This window comes from Corynebacterium sp. CCUG 71335 (assembly GCF_024454075.1).
GTDB classification, from domain to species: Bacteria; Actinomycetota; Actinomycetes; order Mycobacteriales; family Mycobacteriaceae; genus Corynebacterium; species Corynebacterium genitalium.
Window position 1 is genome coordinate 19750 of sequence record NZ_JAGPYY010000005.1, and the last position, 15199, is coordinate 34948.

Below are 15199 nucleotides of genomic sequence, written 5' to 3' on the forward strand. Positions count from 1 at the left end.
TGGGCTGATTCTAGCCCTCGAGCAGATGTTGGCCCCAGTACTCGCCGTCGCGCGTCCCGCGCGGGATGGCGAAGACGGCGGAGCCGATGTGGGTGATCCACTCGTTGAGGCGGTCGGCGTCGTCGAGACGCTTCTGGATCGGGTCGAACTGCTGCAAGGGGTTCTTCTGGAAGCAGATGAACATTTGCCCCGCGTTGGAGGTGCCGCGGGAGTCTGGCCCGGGCGGCATGTCGTAGTTGTAGGGGCGGCGGAAAATGCGCTTGGCGGGATCGGAGGAAAAGGCCCTGGCCATGTGGGAGTTCGGGTCGATGACGGGCAAGCCGTATTCGTCGCGGGCATCAAAGTCGGGTTCGTCGAATTCATCCTCCCCGGTCAACGGGGCACCGGTGTCTAACGTCCGTCCCACTGCGACTTCGCGGGAGGGGCGGTCGAGGATGTCCCATTCGTCGAGAAGCATGGCAACGCGCCGCACCACCATCGCGGTGCCGCCGTTCAGCCACGCGGGGCCGTCGGAGATCCAGACGATGTCATCAAAGTCATCGGTAGACGGGTTGCCGGACCCGTCGAGCTGCCCGAAGAGGTTGCGCGGCGTTTCACCCTGTTTGATCGAGCTGCGGGCGTGCAGGAACCCGTCCTGGATCCACGCGGTGTCGACGTAGGTGCGCGCCGTCTTCGTCATGAACCGCGCCGCGTGCGAGACGGTGAAGCGGTCGTCCGCGCAGATCTGCAGGCAAAGGTCGCCGCCGGACCATTCCTCACGGAGCTCATCGCGCGAGTATGCAGGAAGGTCCCCGAGCCACTCCGGCGCATCCAGTCCGAGCTTGTCCAGGAAGCTGCGGCCAAACCCGACCGTGATGGTCAGGTTCGCGGTGGAGACCATGTTCTCCGGCTCGAGGTCCGCAAGCCCGGCGAGGCCAGAGCACATGCGCCGGGCGTCATCAGTCCACAGCCGCATCAGGCGCCGCGCGTCCTCCACGGAGGCCTTGCCGTCCTGGAGATTGAACGCGATGAGTTTGTTGAAGGCCTGCTCGGGCGTGGTAACACCAGCCTGGTGCTCCCCGTCGAAATCAACGCGCGAGTCAGCGAGATACGCGTCCGCTTCTTCGCCCATGCCTTGCCCGGGCCACGCGTCCTGTGGCTTATCGACGCTTCCTTCCCCGCCCCCTTCATTCGCGCACGCCGAAGCCCCAGCAGCTACCACTCCAGCAGCTCCGGCAACTCCTGCGCCGTGCAGGAATTGGCGGCGGGACGGTTGGTGCGCTCTGGGGCGGGGGTTGTCGGTCATGGTTCCTTACTCGTGATCGTCGTGGCCCTCGTGGCCACCGTAGTTCTCCTCGCCGGAGGGCTGCTCGCGCACCGGGATTTCGATGGAAAGGGTGGTGTCGGCGTCGGTCGTGATCTCGACCTCCAGCGTCTCACCGGCGGGAATGGCGTCGGCGTAGTTCATGATCATCAGGTGGTCGCCGCCGGGGACCAGCTCGTAGGTCTCACCCGGGGCGACGGTGAAGCCGCCCGGCTTTTCTTGCATGACGCCGTCCACGACTTCGTGGAGTTCGGTCGATGCGCCTTCGAGCGAGGGGACGGCGAAGGACTTGACGGAGATGTCCTGATCGGAGGTGTTTTTCAGAGTGCCGAAGCAGGCCGTCATGTCGGAGTGCTTCTTGTCCAAGTCGGTCGCACTCTCCATGGCGACGTCGTCTTCGGCGGCGGGCTTGGCGCGGCAGTAGCCGTCGACAAGCTCGATGGTTGCCTCAGAGGAAGCCTCGGACGCAACATCCGACGGAGCGCCCGACGCGGCATCCGGGGTGGCTTCTGATGTTGCGTCTGATGTGCCTGCAGTCTCCGTGTTGTCGCCGCACCCGGCCAGCCCGAGGGCGCCAGCGCACAGGACGGCGGCGAGAGTCAGTGGTTTCTTCATGATGCTGTCCTTTCCATTGAACATCAGTCGGAAGTTTGATCTGAAGAGTTCCCGATCTGATTCTCCAGCCAGGTATAGATGAGCGATTCAACCCGTGCGACCTGCTCGTTGTCGGCGGCACCGGCGTGACCGCCGGCGGTGTTCTCGAAGTAATCCACGGGCTGACCGGCCTTTGCCAAGGCGAGCGCGAAGGTTCGGGCGTGCGCGGGGTGCACACGGTCATCACGGGTGGAGGTGGTCACCAGCGCTGGGGGATAGGTAGGGGAGTCGGTCACGTTGTGCAGGGGCGACCAGCTCTCTAGCGCGGCGCGTTCCTCCGGTACGTCCGGGTCGCCGTACTCGGCCATCCAGGACGCTCCTGCTGACAGAGTGTGGTAGCGCAGCATGTCGGTCAGTGGCACCTGGATCACGGCCGCGCCGAACAGGCCCGGGTACTGCACCAGCGCGCCGGATGTGAGCAGTCCGCCGTTGGAGCCGCCGCGGATGGCTAGCTGCTCCGGCGTGGAATAACCGCGGGCGACTACGTCTTCGAGCACTGCCCGGTGGTCCTCCCACACCTTGTGCCGGTTGGTCTTGACCACCTGCGAGTGCCATTCGGGGCCGAACTCGCCGCCGCCCCGCAGATTGGGTTGGACGAAGTAGTAGCCCTTCTCCAACCAGGAGATTCCGCGCACAGCGGAGTACCCCGGGGTGAGTGACACCTCGAAGCCGCCGTATCCGCCGACCAAGCACGGCCGCTGACCCTGCGAAAAGTCGCCGGTGATGAAGTACGGCACCTTCGTCCCGTCCGCTGAGGTGGCCCAGTGTTGGCGGGTTTCCAGGCCGGACGCGTCGAAAAGCGCGGGTGCTTGGCGCACCACCTCGCCGTCACGCAGCAGCGTGGAGGGAGTGGTGAAAGACGACACGTTGATCCAGGTTTCATCGCCGTCGAGCGGGCTCGTTCCCACCACCGACGCTGTCGCCGCTTCCGGGAGTTCGACTTCGGAACGGTCCCATGTGCCCAGCTCGAAGCGGAAGATGCGCGTGACCACGTTGTCCAGCACCGTCACCAGCAGGGTGGTGGCGGTGACGGAGAGGTCTTCGATGGGGAAGTCGTCGATAAGCACGCGCTTCTCGGTGAGATCCAACGATGCCACTGCGAGAGCACCCGCCGGGATGCCGTCGAACGCCGTGCGCGGCAGCAGGAACAGCCACTGTTTGTGCGGCACGACGATGCAGTCCTCGGGGACATCCACGAGCTCGCCGTCGATGTACGTGCGCGAGGTGTAGAAGTCCAGCGCGCGCTCGAAAATCACGCGCTCAAAGCCGGGGGTGTGGTCGACGTGCGCGCCTACTGCGACGTCGCTGCGCTCACCGCGGAAGACCACCGGCGCGTCCTCGATCGCGGTTCCGCGCTCCCACTTCCGCACCTCGACCGGGTATCCGGACTCCGTGACCGAGTCTTTGCCTATGTCAGTGCCCACGAGTAGCGTGTCGCGGTCGATCCAGCTGACGTCGGTCTTGGCTTCAGGGAGCTCGAAGCCGTCAATGAATGCTCGGTCGTCGACGTGGTATTCACGCACCGTCACCGCGTCCGCGCCGCCGCGCGAGAGCTTGATCAGTGCGCGGTCGTTCGCGATGGGCCTGACCACGGCACCTTTCCAGACCCAGTCTTCTCCTTCATCGCGCGCGAGCTTATCGACGTCTACCACCACTTCCCACTCACCAGTTCCCCGCAGGTAAGCGTCAGTGGTTGTGCGGCGCCAGATCCCGCGCGGGTGCTCACGGTCGCGCCAGAAGTTGTAGAGGTAATCCCCGCGCCGCGTGACGTACGGGATCTTCTCGTCAGTGTCCAAGGCGTCCCGGATGCGGCCCGCCAGCTCCTCGTCCTGGTTCTGCTGCTCCGTGTGGGCGGACCAAGCGGAGGCCCATGCGAGGGCTTTGTCGCCCGTGATCTCGTCGAGTTCAGCTGGGGCAATAGACAGATCGGGGGCGTTAGAGGTCATACAGACAACCCTAACGCCCCCGTGGGCACGCGCCGAATGGCGGGCTACATGCCGAATGCCGGCTTAATGGTCTTGTACCAGGAGTTCTCCAGGTCCTTGCGCCAGTCCGGCCAGGAGTGGGTGCCCACGTTGCGGAACTCGTAGTGGGCCGGAATGTTCAGGCTGTTCAGCTTCGCCTTCAGGTCGTGGTTGCAGGTGTTGATGGCAGCCTCGATCACGCCACCTTCAACCTGGAGCACCATCGCGTTCGCAGATGCCGCCGGAACCTGAGCACCCTTGCCGACCAGGGTAGACACCATATCGTTCTCGGATGCCAGGCCCGTAGCGGTGGAGACGTACAGGTTGGTGCCGCGCAGCTTGTCGGCGTTCACCAGTGCGTCGTTGGCGCGGTTGTACGGGCCGCCCATCGGGCCCCACATCTGCTCCGGGGTAACCGTCTGGTAGTTCGCAGCCGAGCCAGCACCGCGGTTGACGGTCAGGCGGGCGAAGTTGTACCCAGCCGGGCTGGAGGTGGCAGCACAACCGGAGAAGGATGCAGCGGCGTCGTAGAAACCGGGCACCTTGGTCGGCAGAACCAGCGCGGAGGTGCCAGACATGGAGAAGCCGACGACCGCGCGGCGGCTGTCAGCGCCCAGACGATTCTCGATCGGTCCCGGCAGCTCCTTCGTCAGGAACGTCTCCCACTTCTGCGGGCCACGGAAGTACTTGGCGTTCGGGGTGTTCAGCCAGTCGGTGTAGTAGGAGAACGCGCCCTCCATCGGGATGACCACGTTGACGCCCTTGTCGGCGTAGAACTTCTGGGTTTCGGCGTAGGTCAACCAGTCGTTGTTCTGCTCCGCACCGCCAGCACCGTTGAGCAGGTAGACCGTCGGGGCGTTCTTGACCGGCTGGCCCTGCGCGTTGCGCGCCGGGATGACAGCAACTGGGATGTCACGGCCCATGGACGGGGAGTGGACCCAGAAAGCCCAAACCTTGTTGTGGTCGACCTCGTGGACCCACTTTGCGGTCTCGCCGGTGTTGATCGCCTTCGGGGCCGGGTTGGCGTCCCAGTTCTTCACCACGCCTACCGGAGCTTGGCCGGCCGCTTGAGCTGCCGAAACCGGAGCTGCTTGGGCAATGGCCGGGGCGGCACCGAGCGCAATCGAGGTTGCGGCCGCAACTGCGAGGGCTGAGCGGAGGAACTTCATGGGTGTTTCCTTACTAATGGTCCGTTAGCTTCAACCTTGTTATTCGCTTGAAGCGTCATGGTTGTTACCGGGGGATACAATCAAACTGCACTTGACTCTAACCGTGGATAGGCAGTACCACAAGTGGGAGGATGTTACTATTGTGCCTCAAGTTAAGCATGTCAAGGTGCTTTTCGACGTAACAACCCCACCCCAACCTCCGAATATCTTCCTAGAGTCACCCGCAATAGCCCTAACTGAAAGGACGCGAACCATGAACGCACTCAACCCGATCGAACAGGCACAGCTGGCAATCAACCAGTTCCTCGGCGGCCTGATCCACGAGGCATCTTCCACCTCTTCCCAGATCGCTCTGAGCCTGGGCATGTTCTAAAAGGGCTAACAGCCCATCCCAGCTCAGCTCTCCAATCGGCGAATGGCAACAATGCCCCGGTAACAATGCTCAAAAAGCGCGTGAAAACAGCGCCAAAACGAGCTAAGTTACCGGGGCATTGTCACCGTTCGGGCAAGAAGCGCCGGCGGCGGGGTCGTTCTAGCTAGACCCGTTCGCGTTCCAGGAGTTCGATTCCTGCAGAGACTCGTCCGGCTTGAATCCTTCTCCGATCAGTGTCGGGCCGATGACGGTGTTCCAGGAGCGACGCATGTCATCCTCCCACACAGGCCAAGAGTGGGTGCCAGCATTCTTGAATTCGTAGTGGGCTTCGATTCCCAGTCCGTTCAGCTTCGCCCGAAGGTCGTGGGTGCACGCGTTGGTCGCACCTTCGATCACGCCACCCTCAACGACTGTGGTTGCGGAACCGGAAAGCGCGTCAGCAGACTTCTGGCCGCGGACCTCGGTGCGGTAGCCGAACATGTCTTCGTTCGCTCCAAGACCGGACGCGTTGGAGATGTATAGCTTGGAGCCTTCGAGCTTGTCGGCATTGACAAGCGCGTCGTTGTAGCGGTTGTAGGGGCTGCCCATCGGACCCCACGCGTGCGCCGGGGTAATGCGGCCCCCGTTCGACGCCGCACGGTTCACAGTCAGGCCAGCGAACGCCCAAGGAATTGGAGTTGAGGTCGCCGCACAACCGGAGAAGGATCCCACAGCGCCGAACTCGCCTGGGTAGTGCTCCGCGAGCAAGAGGGAAGAGGTGGCTGACATGGACATGCCCACCACAGCGCGCTTGCCGTTAGCCTCCAAGTGGTCCTCCACGGCAGGGCGCAATTCGCGGCCCAGGAACGTCGTCCACTTCTGCAGGCCTTTGAAGTAGGAGGAGTTCTGCTTCAGGTATTCACCGTCTTCAAGCCAGTCGACGTAGTAGGAGAAGGCGCCCTCCATCGGGATGACCACGTTCACCCCCTTGTTCTCAAAGAAGATGTCAGCGTCGCCAGAGGTAATCCAGTCGGCATTCTGCTCCGCGCCGCCGGCTCCGTTCAACATGTAGAGCGTCGGGGCACCCGTGATGGGGTTACCGTTCTCGTCTCGGGCCGGGATGATGGCCACAGGGATATCGCGCCTCATCGACTCGGAGTAAACGTTCCAGGCCTCGACGATCGGTTTCGCGCCCTTGACCCAATTCCTTCTCGTTGCGCTTTTGCTTGGTGGTCTTGAACCACCACTGATCATCCTTGCCTCCGCCGGACACCTTCTTCGGGGCCTCCGTCAGCTCAGTCATCTTTGCCAAGACGGGTGTCTGGTCGGCGTGGTTAGGGGTCGTCTCGGACTCCCGTTTCACGTCATCGTCAACCTGGTCAGCACCGGCTCCGGGCTTGGGAAGCTCAGCTGCCGGGTCCAGCTCTGTCCCGCCCTCAGCGGCGTCTTTCTTTGCTGCAGGTTTCTCGGCTTCTGCACCGGAGTCGGCTGCTGCTTTCGGGTCGGGTTCGGGGGCGGGGTGCTGCGTACCGTCGTCAAGCGGCGTGACAGCGAGCGGCTCGTCGGCGGGTGTCGAGTGGACCAAAGACAGCGAGCTAGCGGCGATAACGAGCGCGGCAGCCGAAGCGAGGGCGGGGCGGGAGAGCTTCATGAATGTTAATCATGCCAAACTGGCAGGGAACTTTGAAGTGGGAAGCGAAATAGGCCCGTCAAAGCACGTGCAAGCAGGATCTGGCGAACGAACGTATCCTAGGAGACGTGGCTAAAGAACATTATGACGTTGTAGTAATCGGCGCGGGCCCTGGCGGCTACGTCGCCGCTATCCGTGCGGCTCAGCTTGGACAGAAAGTTGCAGTCGTAGAGAAGCAGTACTGGGGCGGTGTCTGCCTTAACGTGGGCTGCATCCCGTCGAAGTCTCTGATCAAGAACGCTGAAGTGGCGCACATCTTCAACCACGAGGCGAAGACCTTCGGCATCAAGGGTGACGTTTCCTTCGAGTACGGCGATGCGCACCAGCGCTCCCGCAAGGTCTCCGAGAAGATCGTCGGCGGTGTCCACTACCTGATGAAGAAGAACAAGATCACCGAGATCAACGGTGTCGGTTCCTTCAAGGACGCCAAGACCATTGAGATCACCGAGGGCGATGACCAGGGCAAGGAAATCTCCTTCGATAACTGCATCATCGCTACCGGTTCCATTGTGAAGACGCTGCCGGGCATCGAGCTGTCTGACAATGTCGTCTCCTACGAGGAGCAGATCCTCAACCCGGAGGCTCCCAAGAAGATGGTCATCGTCGGCGCTGGCGCGATCGGCATGGAGTTCGCCTACGTGCTGTCCAACTACGGCGTGGACGTCACCGTCGTCGAGTTCATGGACCGCGTTCTACCGAACGAGGACAAGGACGTGTCCAAGGAGATCGCCAAGGCGTACAAGAAGCTCGGTGTGAAGCTGCTGACCGGCCACGCCACCACCGAGGTGCGTGACAACGGTGATTCGGTCGAGGTGGACATCAAGAAGAAGGACTCCGACGATGTGGAGACCCTCACCGTCGACCGCGTCATGGTGGCCGTCGGCTTCCAGCCGCGTGTCGAGGGCTTCGGCCTGGACAACACCGGTGTCAAGCTCACTGAGCGTGGCGCCATCGAGGTCGACGAGCGTATGCGCACCAACGTCGAGGGCATCTACGCCATCGGCGACGTGACCGCGAAGCTGCAGCTCGCCCACGTTGCTGAGGCTCAGGGCATCGTGGCCGCAGAGACCATCGCTGGCGCTGAGACCATGGAGCTCGGCGACTACCAGATGATGCCGCGTGCAACCTTCTGCAACCCGCAGGTCGCGTCCATGGGCTACACCGAGGAGCAGGCGAAGGAGAAGTTCGCCGACAAGGACATCAAGGTGGCTACCTTCCCGTTCTCCGCGAACGGTAAGGCTCTCGGCCTGGCTGAGCCCCAGGGCTTCGGCAAGCTCGTCGTCGACGGCGAGTACGGCGAGATCATCGGCTGCCACCTGGTGGGCGCCAACGTGTCCGAGCTGCTGCCGGAGATCAACCTGGCTCAGCGCTTCGACCTCACCGCCGGTGAGATCGCGCGCAACGTCCACATTCACCCGACGCTGTCCGAGGTGCTCAAGGAGATCGCTCACGGTGTCGAGGGCCACATGATCAACCTCTAAATCATGTCGCTTCAAGCGCCCCGGTTCTTCGCCGGGGCGCTTTTCGACGTTTAAACCCACCCCACCCCATCACCTCATCCCTTGAGGGCTACCGCAGCAGGCTCGATTGGGGAAGCGCAGATGCGCGGACCGTAGTATTCGTCTGTACAGTAACTGTGACAACACGCTTCGACGAGCGAAAGTGACATCGTTCTCGAGATTAAACGGTGCCTGCTGAAAGGCTAAGGAGGCAGTCATGTCCAACAGCTACAATCCGAATAACCCATACGGTTCACAGCAACCGGATTGGACATCGGGTGGTGCGGACAGTTCCGGTGGATCGACCCGCTACACCGGTGGTTACGGCGCGGGCCAATATGGCGCTGGTGCTGGTCAGGAGTACGGCGCGGGACAGTACGGCGCCGGGCAGTACGGTGCAGGTGCCGGGCAATATGGAACCGGCCAGTACGGTACGGGCCAATACGGTACGGGCGCCGGGCAGCAGTACGGTGCGGGCCAGTACGGTGCTGGGGCTGCGGCACCGTATGAGCAGAACCAAACCCAGTCCCTTTTTCAGAACCAGGGCCAAGGCCAGTACGGCTTTGATCAGCCCCAGTACGGCCCGCCGCAGCAGCCCGGGGGATCGAAGCTGAACATTCTGGGCATTATTTCGATTGCTCTCGCGGTCCTGGGCACGATCATGTCTTTCTTCCCGGCGACACTGGTGTTCGGGTGGCTTCTGCTTCCCATCGCGCTCGCGGTCGGCATCATCGGCTTGGTCATGAAAGACATGTCGAAAGGTCCGGCCATCGCCGGTGTGATTACTGCGGTTGTCGGCGGGCTCATCGCGCTGACCGTGTTCTTTGTGGCTGCGAGCTCCACGAGCGACAGCGCTGCCGAGGATGCCGGCGACGATGCGCCAGCTGACGGCGCCTCCGCAGGAGGGGCAGCCGATAACGGTAAAGACAAGGGCAAGAGTAAGGCCAAGGGTTCTGATGCAGGCAAGAGCCGCGAGAACCCGCTGCCGCTGGGTAGCACCATCACTCAGGGGGACTGGGAAGTCACGATCAACTCGGTCAACTTGGACGCGACCGACGAGATCATGGAGGAGAACCAGTTTAGTGACGAGCCGGAAGACGGGATGGTGCACATCTTGGTCAACATGACGGCGAAGTACATTGGTGACGATCCCCAGGGTGAGAGCCCGCTTATCTTTGTGTCGTACGTGTCGCCGGAGGGTAAGACCTATGAGTCTCACGAGGTCACGCTCGTGGAGCCGGACATGTTCGATCTTTCCACCACCCTCTACAACGGGGCGGACACGTCGGGCAACATCGGTGTGTCCATTCCGATTGAGGGGAAGGAAGAGGGCACGATCGTCGTCGAGGCTGACTTGTACTCCGGCGAGAAGGTCTTCTACGCGGTGAAGTAAGTGCGCATAAGAAAAGTGCCCGGGTAATGCTCTACCTGGGCACTTTTGCTGCCGGTGCTAAATAGCGGTGGAGCTGGCTAGGTCCTAGGAAGACTTCTGGGTCGGGTTGTCGGTGCCATCGACTGCAGCTGCAAGGGCAGAGAGGGACTCCTCCATGACCTCGTCGGTGAAGTTCTCCTCGGACATCTTGCGGACGTTGTCCAGCTCGATTTCGGAGCGGTCGTAGGTGAGGGTAACGCGGGTGGAGTCAGAGCCCTCGGATTCGAGCTCGTACAGCCACTTGGCGCCCACCTTGACCTCGGCGGTAGTGTTTTCCACGTTCTGCCAGCCGATGACCTTGTTCTCCTGGAAGGCGAAGACCTCGTTACGGGTCTGGTAGTCGCCGTCCTCCTTGGTCATGTTCATGGTGAAGGTGTCGCCCACAGCCTGGATACGGTCGCCCTGGTCGAGGGAGACCACCATGCCGGAGTTATCGGTCTCTGGGTGGCGTGCGGGATTGGAGAGGATGTCGAAGATGTCTTTAGCGGAAGCGTCAATAACGCGTGTTGCGGAATTCGTTTCAGTCATGGCCCCCACGGTACCGAAAACATTCGGGGGTGGGGTTGCGCTGGGATTGAGGCCCCGGCGGGGCCGGGTGACCGTGGGCTATTGCGGAATCTGCCAGCAAGGGAACAATTAGGGCCAAGCAACCAACGAAAGGATGACACCCTTCGGGGTGGACCCAGTGGGGGTAATCGCTTATCCCTGCCTTGGGTGTCGCACGTCACAACTTAAGGGTGGATTGGAACGTTGGTAAACAGGCACATGTGACGGTTGCGTGCCCGGGATGGCGAAACCACTGTGTATCGCGGTGACGTGGTGGGGTCGCCGGGCGGGGAGGTCGAAACGTCGATAAGCGAATGTGCTCAGGCCCACATGCAGCGACCGCGACTGCGATCGCGGGCGGGGGTGACTGAAGATCTAAGAAACCACTAAGTAGTGAGAAGGCTGCAGGGAACCGTAAAGTTAAATCGACACTGGAGGTGCCATGACTGTTCAAAATGCAGACCGCGACGCAATTCGTCACGGCAAAATTACCGAAGAGCCGCTGCGTGAGCGGCCAGGAGTGCCTACCTGGGCGCTCAAGCTCATCATGGCCGTGACCGGCCTGATTTTCTTCTTGTTCGTCATCGGCCACATGGTCGGTAACCTCAAGATCTTCATGCCAGATCACGGCGATGTGCCGGCTATCGATGAATACGGCCACTTCTTGCGCACAATCGGAAACCCGCTGTTCCCGGGCGAGTCCTTCCTCTGGATGGTTCGCATTGTGCTGCTGGCCTGCCTGTTCCTGCACATTTGGGGCGCGTTCGCGCTGAACGCCCGCTCGCGCCAGTCCCGCGGTAAGTTCCGCCGCACCAACCTGATGGGCGGAATCCAGTCCACCGCTGCGCGCTGGATGCTGATCACCGGTGTGATCCTGCTGCTGTTCATCATCTTCCACCTGCTCGACCTGACCATTGGTGAGGTCGTCGCGTCCAACGCCTTCGAGGCTGGCGCAGTGAAGAACAACATGCTGGCCACCTTCGCACCCGCACGCTGGCCGGTCACCCTGTTCTACGTCGTGGCTATGCTCGCGCTGTTCATGCACCTCACCCACGGTGTGTACCTGGCTGTGTCTGACCTGGGCTGGCTGGGTAAGCGCGGCCACGCGATCATGATCGTGTTGGCTTACTGGGTCCCGGCGATTGTGGTGCTTGCCAACATCGCTATGCCGCTGTCCATTGCATTTGGAATCGTGCACTAGGAAACGCTGGAGGAATCTGAAATGACTACTGCACACAACGCGGCGGGCGCCGACAAGCCCAAAGACCCGCAAGCGGAGACCCACAGCACGGGTAAGGGCCTTGGCGAACAGGGCGAGAAGATCGTCAAGCCCGCCAGCGAGCAGGCAACCGTTGATCGCCCGGCTGAGGCCGAGGGCGCTGACACCACCCCGGCTGCGGAGAAGGACGAGAACAAGGACTTCACCAACCCGCAGTCCAAGGCTGCTGGCGTGACCCCGGGCAACATTCTGGAGAGCAACGAGCCCAAGGGCGTGCCGATGCGCGACATGTGGGCTTACCAGAAGGACCACATGGAGATGGTCTCCCCGCTCAACCGCCGCAAGTTCACCGTCATCGTGGTGGGTACCGGCCTGTCCGGCGGTGCAGCTGCAGCTGCACTGGGTGAGCTGGGCTACAACGTGAAGAACTTCACGTACCACGACGCACCGCGTCGCGCGCACTCCATCGCTGCACAGGGCGGCGTGAACTCCGCCCGCGGTAAGAAGATGGATAATGACGGCGCGTACCGCCACACCAAGGACACCGTCAAGGGCGGCGACTACCGCTGCCGCGAGTCCGACTGCTGGCGCCTGGCTATTGAGTCCGTCCGCGTCATCGACCACATGAACGCCATCGGTGCTCCGTTCGCCCGCGAGTACGGCGGCACCCTGGCGACCCGTTCCTTCGGTGGTGTCCAGGTGTCCCGCACCTACTACACCCGTGGCCAAACAGGTCAGCAGCTCCAGCTGTCCACGGCATCTGCCCTGCAGCGTCAGATCCACCTGGGCAACGTGGAGATCTTCACCCACAACGACCTGCTCGACTACATCATCACGGAGAAGGACGGAAAGAAGCGCTGCGAAGGCATTGTCACCCGCAACCTGATCACGGGTGAGATTGTCCCGTTCACCGGCCACGCCGTCATTCTGGCTACCGGTGGTTACGGCAACGTGTACCACAAGACCACGCTGGCGAAGAACTCCAACGCTTCCGCCATCATGCGTGCCTACGAGCACGGTGCTTACATGGCATCGCCGGCGTTCGTGCAGTTCCACCCGACGGGTCTTCCGGTCAATGCGAAGTGGCAGGCGAAGACGACTCTGATGTCCGAGTCGCTGCGTAACGACGGCCGCATCTGGGTCCCGAAGGAAGAAGGCGACGACCGCGACCCGAAGGACATCCCGGAGGAGGAGCGCGACTACTTCCTGGAGCGCCGCTACCCGGCCTTCGGTAACCTTGTGCCCCGCGACGTCGCATCGCGTGCCATCTCCCAGGAAATCAACGCTGGCCGCGGTGTCGGTGCGCTGAACAACGCTGCGTACCTTGACTTCACGGACGCCATCGAGCGCCTGGGTAAGGACACCATCAAGGAGCGTTACTCGAACCTGTTCGAGATGTACTACGACTCCGTCGGTGACGACCCGTACGAGTCCCCGATGCTCATCGCCCCGACCGTTCACTTCACCATGGGTGGCCTGTGGACCGACTTCAACGAAATGACCTCCATCGACGGTCTCTTCGCTGCCGGCGAGTGCTCCTGGACCTACCACGGTGCTAACCGCCTGGGTGCGAACTCGCTTCTGTCCGCATCCGTGGACGGCTGGTTCACCCTCCCGTTCTGCATCCCGAACTTCCTGGCCGGCCACCTCAACGAGCCGGTTCTGGAACTCGAGGCTGAGGAGGTCACCGCAGCTGTGACCCGCGCCCAGGACCTGGTCAACCGTCTGATGACCGTCGAGGGTGAGGAGCCGCACGGCCCGGACTTCTACCACGAGCAGCTCGGCGCTATTCTCTACGAGTCTTGCGGTGTTGCCCGCAACGTGGAGAACATGGAGAAGGGCCTGGAGCGCGTGCGCGAGCTGCGTCGCGAGTTCTGGGCGAACGTGAACATCCCGGGTGACGCGATGGACATGAACCAGACGCTGGAGAACGCCATCCGTGTGGCGGACTACATCAACCTGGGTGAGCTGATGATCATCGACGCTCTCGACCGCGATGAGTCCTGTGGTGCCCACTACCGCGAGGACCACCTCTCCGAGGACGGCGAGGCAGAGCGCGACGATGAGAACTGGTGCTTCGTCTCCGCCTGGGAGCCCGCCGGCGATGAGCAGTTCATCCGCCACGCAGAACCCCTGTACTTCGACTCGATCCCGCTGATGACAAGGAACTACAAGTAATGAAACTGACACTTGAGATCTGGCGTCAGGCCGGACCCGACACCGAGGGAAACTTCGAGACCGTCCAGGTCGACGACGCTGTGGAGCAGATGTCCATCCTGGAGCTGCTGGACCACGTCAACAACGCCCGCGTCGAGGCCGGTGAAGAACCCTTCACCTTCGCCTCCGATTGCCGCGAGGGCATTTGCGGCACCTGTGGCCTGTCGGTCAATGGCCGCCCCCACGGTGCCGGCCAGAACACCACGGCTTGCCTGCAGCGCCTGTGGAACTACAAGGACGGCGACACCCTGAAGATCGAGCCGTTCCGCTCGGCTGCTTTCCCGGTGATCAAGGACCTCACCGTGGACCGCTCCGCGCTGGACCGCGTGATGGAGCAGGGCGGCTACGTGTCCATCCAGGCTGGTACTGCACCGGACGCTGACACGTTGCACGTCAACCACCAGACCGCGGAGAAGGCTCTGGACTTTGCTGCCTGCATCGGCTGCGGTGCGTGTGTGGCTGCGTGCCCGAACGGCGCTGCGCACCTGTTCACCGGCGCGAAGCTGAACCACCTCAAGCTCCTGCCGCTGGGCAAGGAAGAGCGTGGCAAGCGCGCCCGCCAGATGGTGGACGAGCTGGAGACCAACTTCGGCCACTGCACCCTCTTCGGCGAGTGCGCGGACGTCTGCCCGGCAGGCATCCCGCTCGAGGCTGTCGGCGCCATCAACAAGGAGCGCGCACGCGCCGCCTTCCGTGGCAAGGACGACTAAAGTAGAAGTCACCTTCTAGAAAGAGAGACGAAACGATGAGCGGACACGCAGGTCCCGCACCCGTTGCGGACATCGCCTCCGAGAGTTTCCCGGAGTACGGCCAATCCCTTCATTCGGGCTACCTGGACGGGTATGACCCGGTTTCCCTCGGTGCGCCGCACTCCTCCCTAATGAAGACCCGCACCTGGGTGGGCATGGGGCTGATGCTGGCTTCTCTGGCTGGCATTGGCACCCTGATCTACGCTGCTGGAACGCACCTGTGGGGCCACGGTGCAAGCCCGGACATCACCAACACGCTTTTCATCGTGGGTGGGGTGTTCACGGCTGTCACGCTGATCGGTGCGATCATCGCGATCGTTTCCGGCCGCAGCGGCTACAAGGCCTACCGGAAGGAGACGGGCCGTCTTAACTAGGCGGTGATCGTCGTTAAGCAAGTGCCTCCCG

The 15199-nt window shown here is 62.3% G+C and carries 13 protein-coding genes; 6 read left to right on the top strand and 7 right to left on the bottom strand.

What is annotated here, in order from left to right:
- Positions 1-10 precede the first annotated feature (10 nt).
- The 6 genes from KBX19_RS04950 to KBX19_RS04975 all read right to left on the bottom strand — a co-directional run bounded on the left by KBX19_RS04950 (position 11) and on the right by KBX19_RS04975 (position 7093).
- On the bottom strand, positions 11-1285 hold the full coding sequence (locus tag KBX19_RS04950; protein ID WP_255997736.1) for a Dyp-type peroxidase: 1275 nt from the start codon (positions 1283-1285) through the stop codon (positions 11-13).
- Between the two features lie 6 nt (positions 1286-1291).
- Positions 1292-1918 carry a copper chaperone PCu(A)C gene (locus KBX19_RS04955; RefSeq protein WP_255997737.1) on the bottom strand — a complete coding sequence of 209 codons (627 nt, stop codon included), beginning with the start codon at positions 1916-1918 and terminating at the stop codon, positions 1292-1294.
- A gap of 23 nt (positions 1919-1941) precedes the next feature.
- Positions 1942-3903: a prolyl oligopeptidase family protein gene (locus KBX19_RS04960; RefSeq protein WP_255997738.1), complete on the bottom strand. Its 1962-nt coding sequence runs from the start codon at positions 3901-3903 to the stop codon at positions 1942-1944.
- 44 nt (positions 3904-3947) lie between these two features.
- Entirely contained in the window at positions 3948-5090 is a 1143-nt protein-coding gene (locus KBX19_RS04965) for an alpha/beta hydrolase family protein (protein WP_005287069.1), read from the bottom strand.
- A 532-nt stretch (positions 5091-5622) separates the two neighbouring features.
- Entirely contained in the window at positions 5623-6591 is a 969-nt protein-coding gene (locus tag KBX19_RS04970; RefSeq protein ID WP_255997740.1) for an alpha/beta hydrolase family protein, read from the bottom strand.
- The gene (locus tag KBX19_RS04975; protein ID WP_255997742.1) at positions 6539-7093 is read right to left on the bottom strand and encodes a hypothetical protein; all 555 of its coding nucleotides are present in this window, start codon (positions 7091-7093) and stop codon (positions 6539-6541) included. Before KBX19_RS04975 ends, KBX19_RS04970 begins: the two co-directional genes overlap by 53 nt.
- 107 nt (positions 7094-7200) lie before the next feature.
- Between KBX19_RS04975 and lpdA the strand changes: the two genes are divergently transcribed.
- On the top strand, positions 7201-8613 hold the full coding sequence (lpdA, locus tag KBX19_RS04980; protein ID WP_255997743.1) for a dihydrolipoyl dehydrogenase: 1413 nt from the start codon (positions 7201-7203) through the stop codon (positions 8611-8613).
- 235 nt (positions 8614-8848) lie between these two features.
- A complete protein-coding gene (locus KBX19_RS04985; RefSeq protein ID WP_255997744.1) occupies positions 8849-10024 on the top strand; it encodes a hypothetical protein in 1176 nt (391 codons plus the stop codon).
- An 84-nt stretch (positions 10025-10108) separates the two neighbouring features.
- Here the strand turns inward: KBX19_RS04985 and KBX19_RS04990 are convergent, their stop codons facing one another.
- The gene (locus KBX19_RS04990) at positions 10109-10591 is read right to left on the bottom strand and encodes an SRPBCC family protein (RefSeq protein WP_005287052.1); all 483 of its coding nucleotides are present in this window, start codon (positions 10589-10591) and stop codon (positions 10109-10111) included.
- Between the two features lie 460 nt (positions 10592-11051).
- Here KBX19_RS04990 and KBX19_RS04995 point away from each other — a divergent pair, with 460 nt between their 5' ends.
- Genes KBX19_RS04995 through KBX19_RS05010 form a run of 4 tightly spaced genes read left to right on the top strand, consistent with a single transcriptional unit; the run spans position 11052 to position 15168 of the window.
- Entirely contained in the window at positions 11052-11810 is a 759-nt protein-coding gene (locus KBX19_RS04995) for a succinate dehydrogenase cytochrome b subunit (RefSeq protein ID WP_255997746.1), read from the top strand.
- 21 nt (positions 11811-11831) lie between these two features.
- Positions 11832-14006 (top strand): fumarate reductase/succinate dehydrogenase flavoprotein subunit, encoded by a 2175-nt coding sequence (locus KBX19_RS05000; RefSeq protein ID WP_255997747.1) that lies wholly within the window; start codon positions 11832-11834, stop codon positions 14004-14006.
- A complete protein-coding gene (locus tag KBX19_RS05005; protein ID WP_005287042.1) occupies positions 14006-14755 on the top strand; it encodes a succinate dehydrogenase/fumarate reductase iron-sulfur subunit in 750 nt (249 codons plus the stop codon). Before KBX19_RS05000 ends, KBX19_RS05005 begins: the two co-directional genes overlap by 1 nt.
- A 35-nt stretch (positions 14756-14790) precedes the next feature.
- A complete protein-coding gene (locus KBX19_RS05010; RefSeq protein ID WP_255997749.1) occupies positions 14791-15168 on the top strand; it encodes a hypothetical protein in 378 nt (125 codons plus the stop codon).
- Positions 15169-15199 lie beyond the last annotated feature (31 nt).

Excerpts from the sequence above, each read along its gene's own strand:
- KBX19_RS04955 (WP_255997737.1), bottom strand. The coding sequence starts at position 1,918 with ATGAAGAAACCACTGACTCTCGCCGCCGTCCTGTGCGCTGGCGCCCTC.
- KBX19_RS04975 (WP_255997742.1), bottom strand. The coding sequence starts at position 7,093 with ATGAAGCTCTCCCGCCCCGCCCTCGCTTCGGCTGCCGCGCTCGTTATC.
- KBX19_RS05005 (WP_005287042.1), top strand. The coding sequence starts at position 14,006 with ATGAAACTGACACTTGAGATCTGGCGTCAGGCCGGACCCGACACCGAG.
- KBX19_RS04995 (WP_255997746.1), top strand. The coding sequence starts at position 11,052 with ATGACTGTTCAAAATGCAGACCGCGACGCAATTCGTCACGGCAAAATT.
- KBX19_RS04950 (WP_255997736.1), bottom strand. The coding sequence starts at position 1,285 with ATGACCGACAACCCCCGCCCCAGAGCGCACCAACCGTCCCGCCGCCAA.
- KBX19_RS05010 (WP_255997749.1), top strand. The coding sequence starts at position 14,791 with ATGAGCGGACACGCAGGTCCCGCACCCGTTGCGGACATCGCCTCCGAG.
- KBX19_RS04965 (WP_005287069.1), bottom strand. The coding sequence starts at position 5,090 with ATGAAGTTCCTCCGCTCAGCCCTCGCAGTTGCGGCCGCAACCTCGATT.
- KBX19_RS05000 (WP_255997747.1), top strand. The coding sequence starts at position 11,832 with ATGACTACTGCACACAACGCGGCGGGCGCCGACAAGCCCAAAGACCCG.
- KBX19_RS04985 (WP_255997744.1), top strand. The coding sequence starts at position 8,849 with ATGTCCAACAGCTACAATCCGAATAACCCATACGGTTCACAGCAACCG.
- KBX19_RS04960 (WP_255997738.1), bottom strand. The coding sequence starts at position 3,903 with ATGACCTCTAACGCCCCCGATCTGTCTATTGCCCCAGCTGAACTCGAC.
- KBX19_RS04970 (WP_255997740.1), bottom strand. The coding sequence starts at position 6,591 with ATGAGGCGCGATATCCCTGTGGCCATCATCCCGGCCCGAGACGAGAAC.
- KBX19_RS04990 (WP_005287052.1), bottom strand. The coding sequence starts at position 10,591 with ATGACTGAAACGAATTCCGCAACACGCGTTATTGACGCTTCCGCTAAA.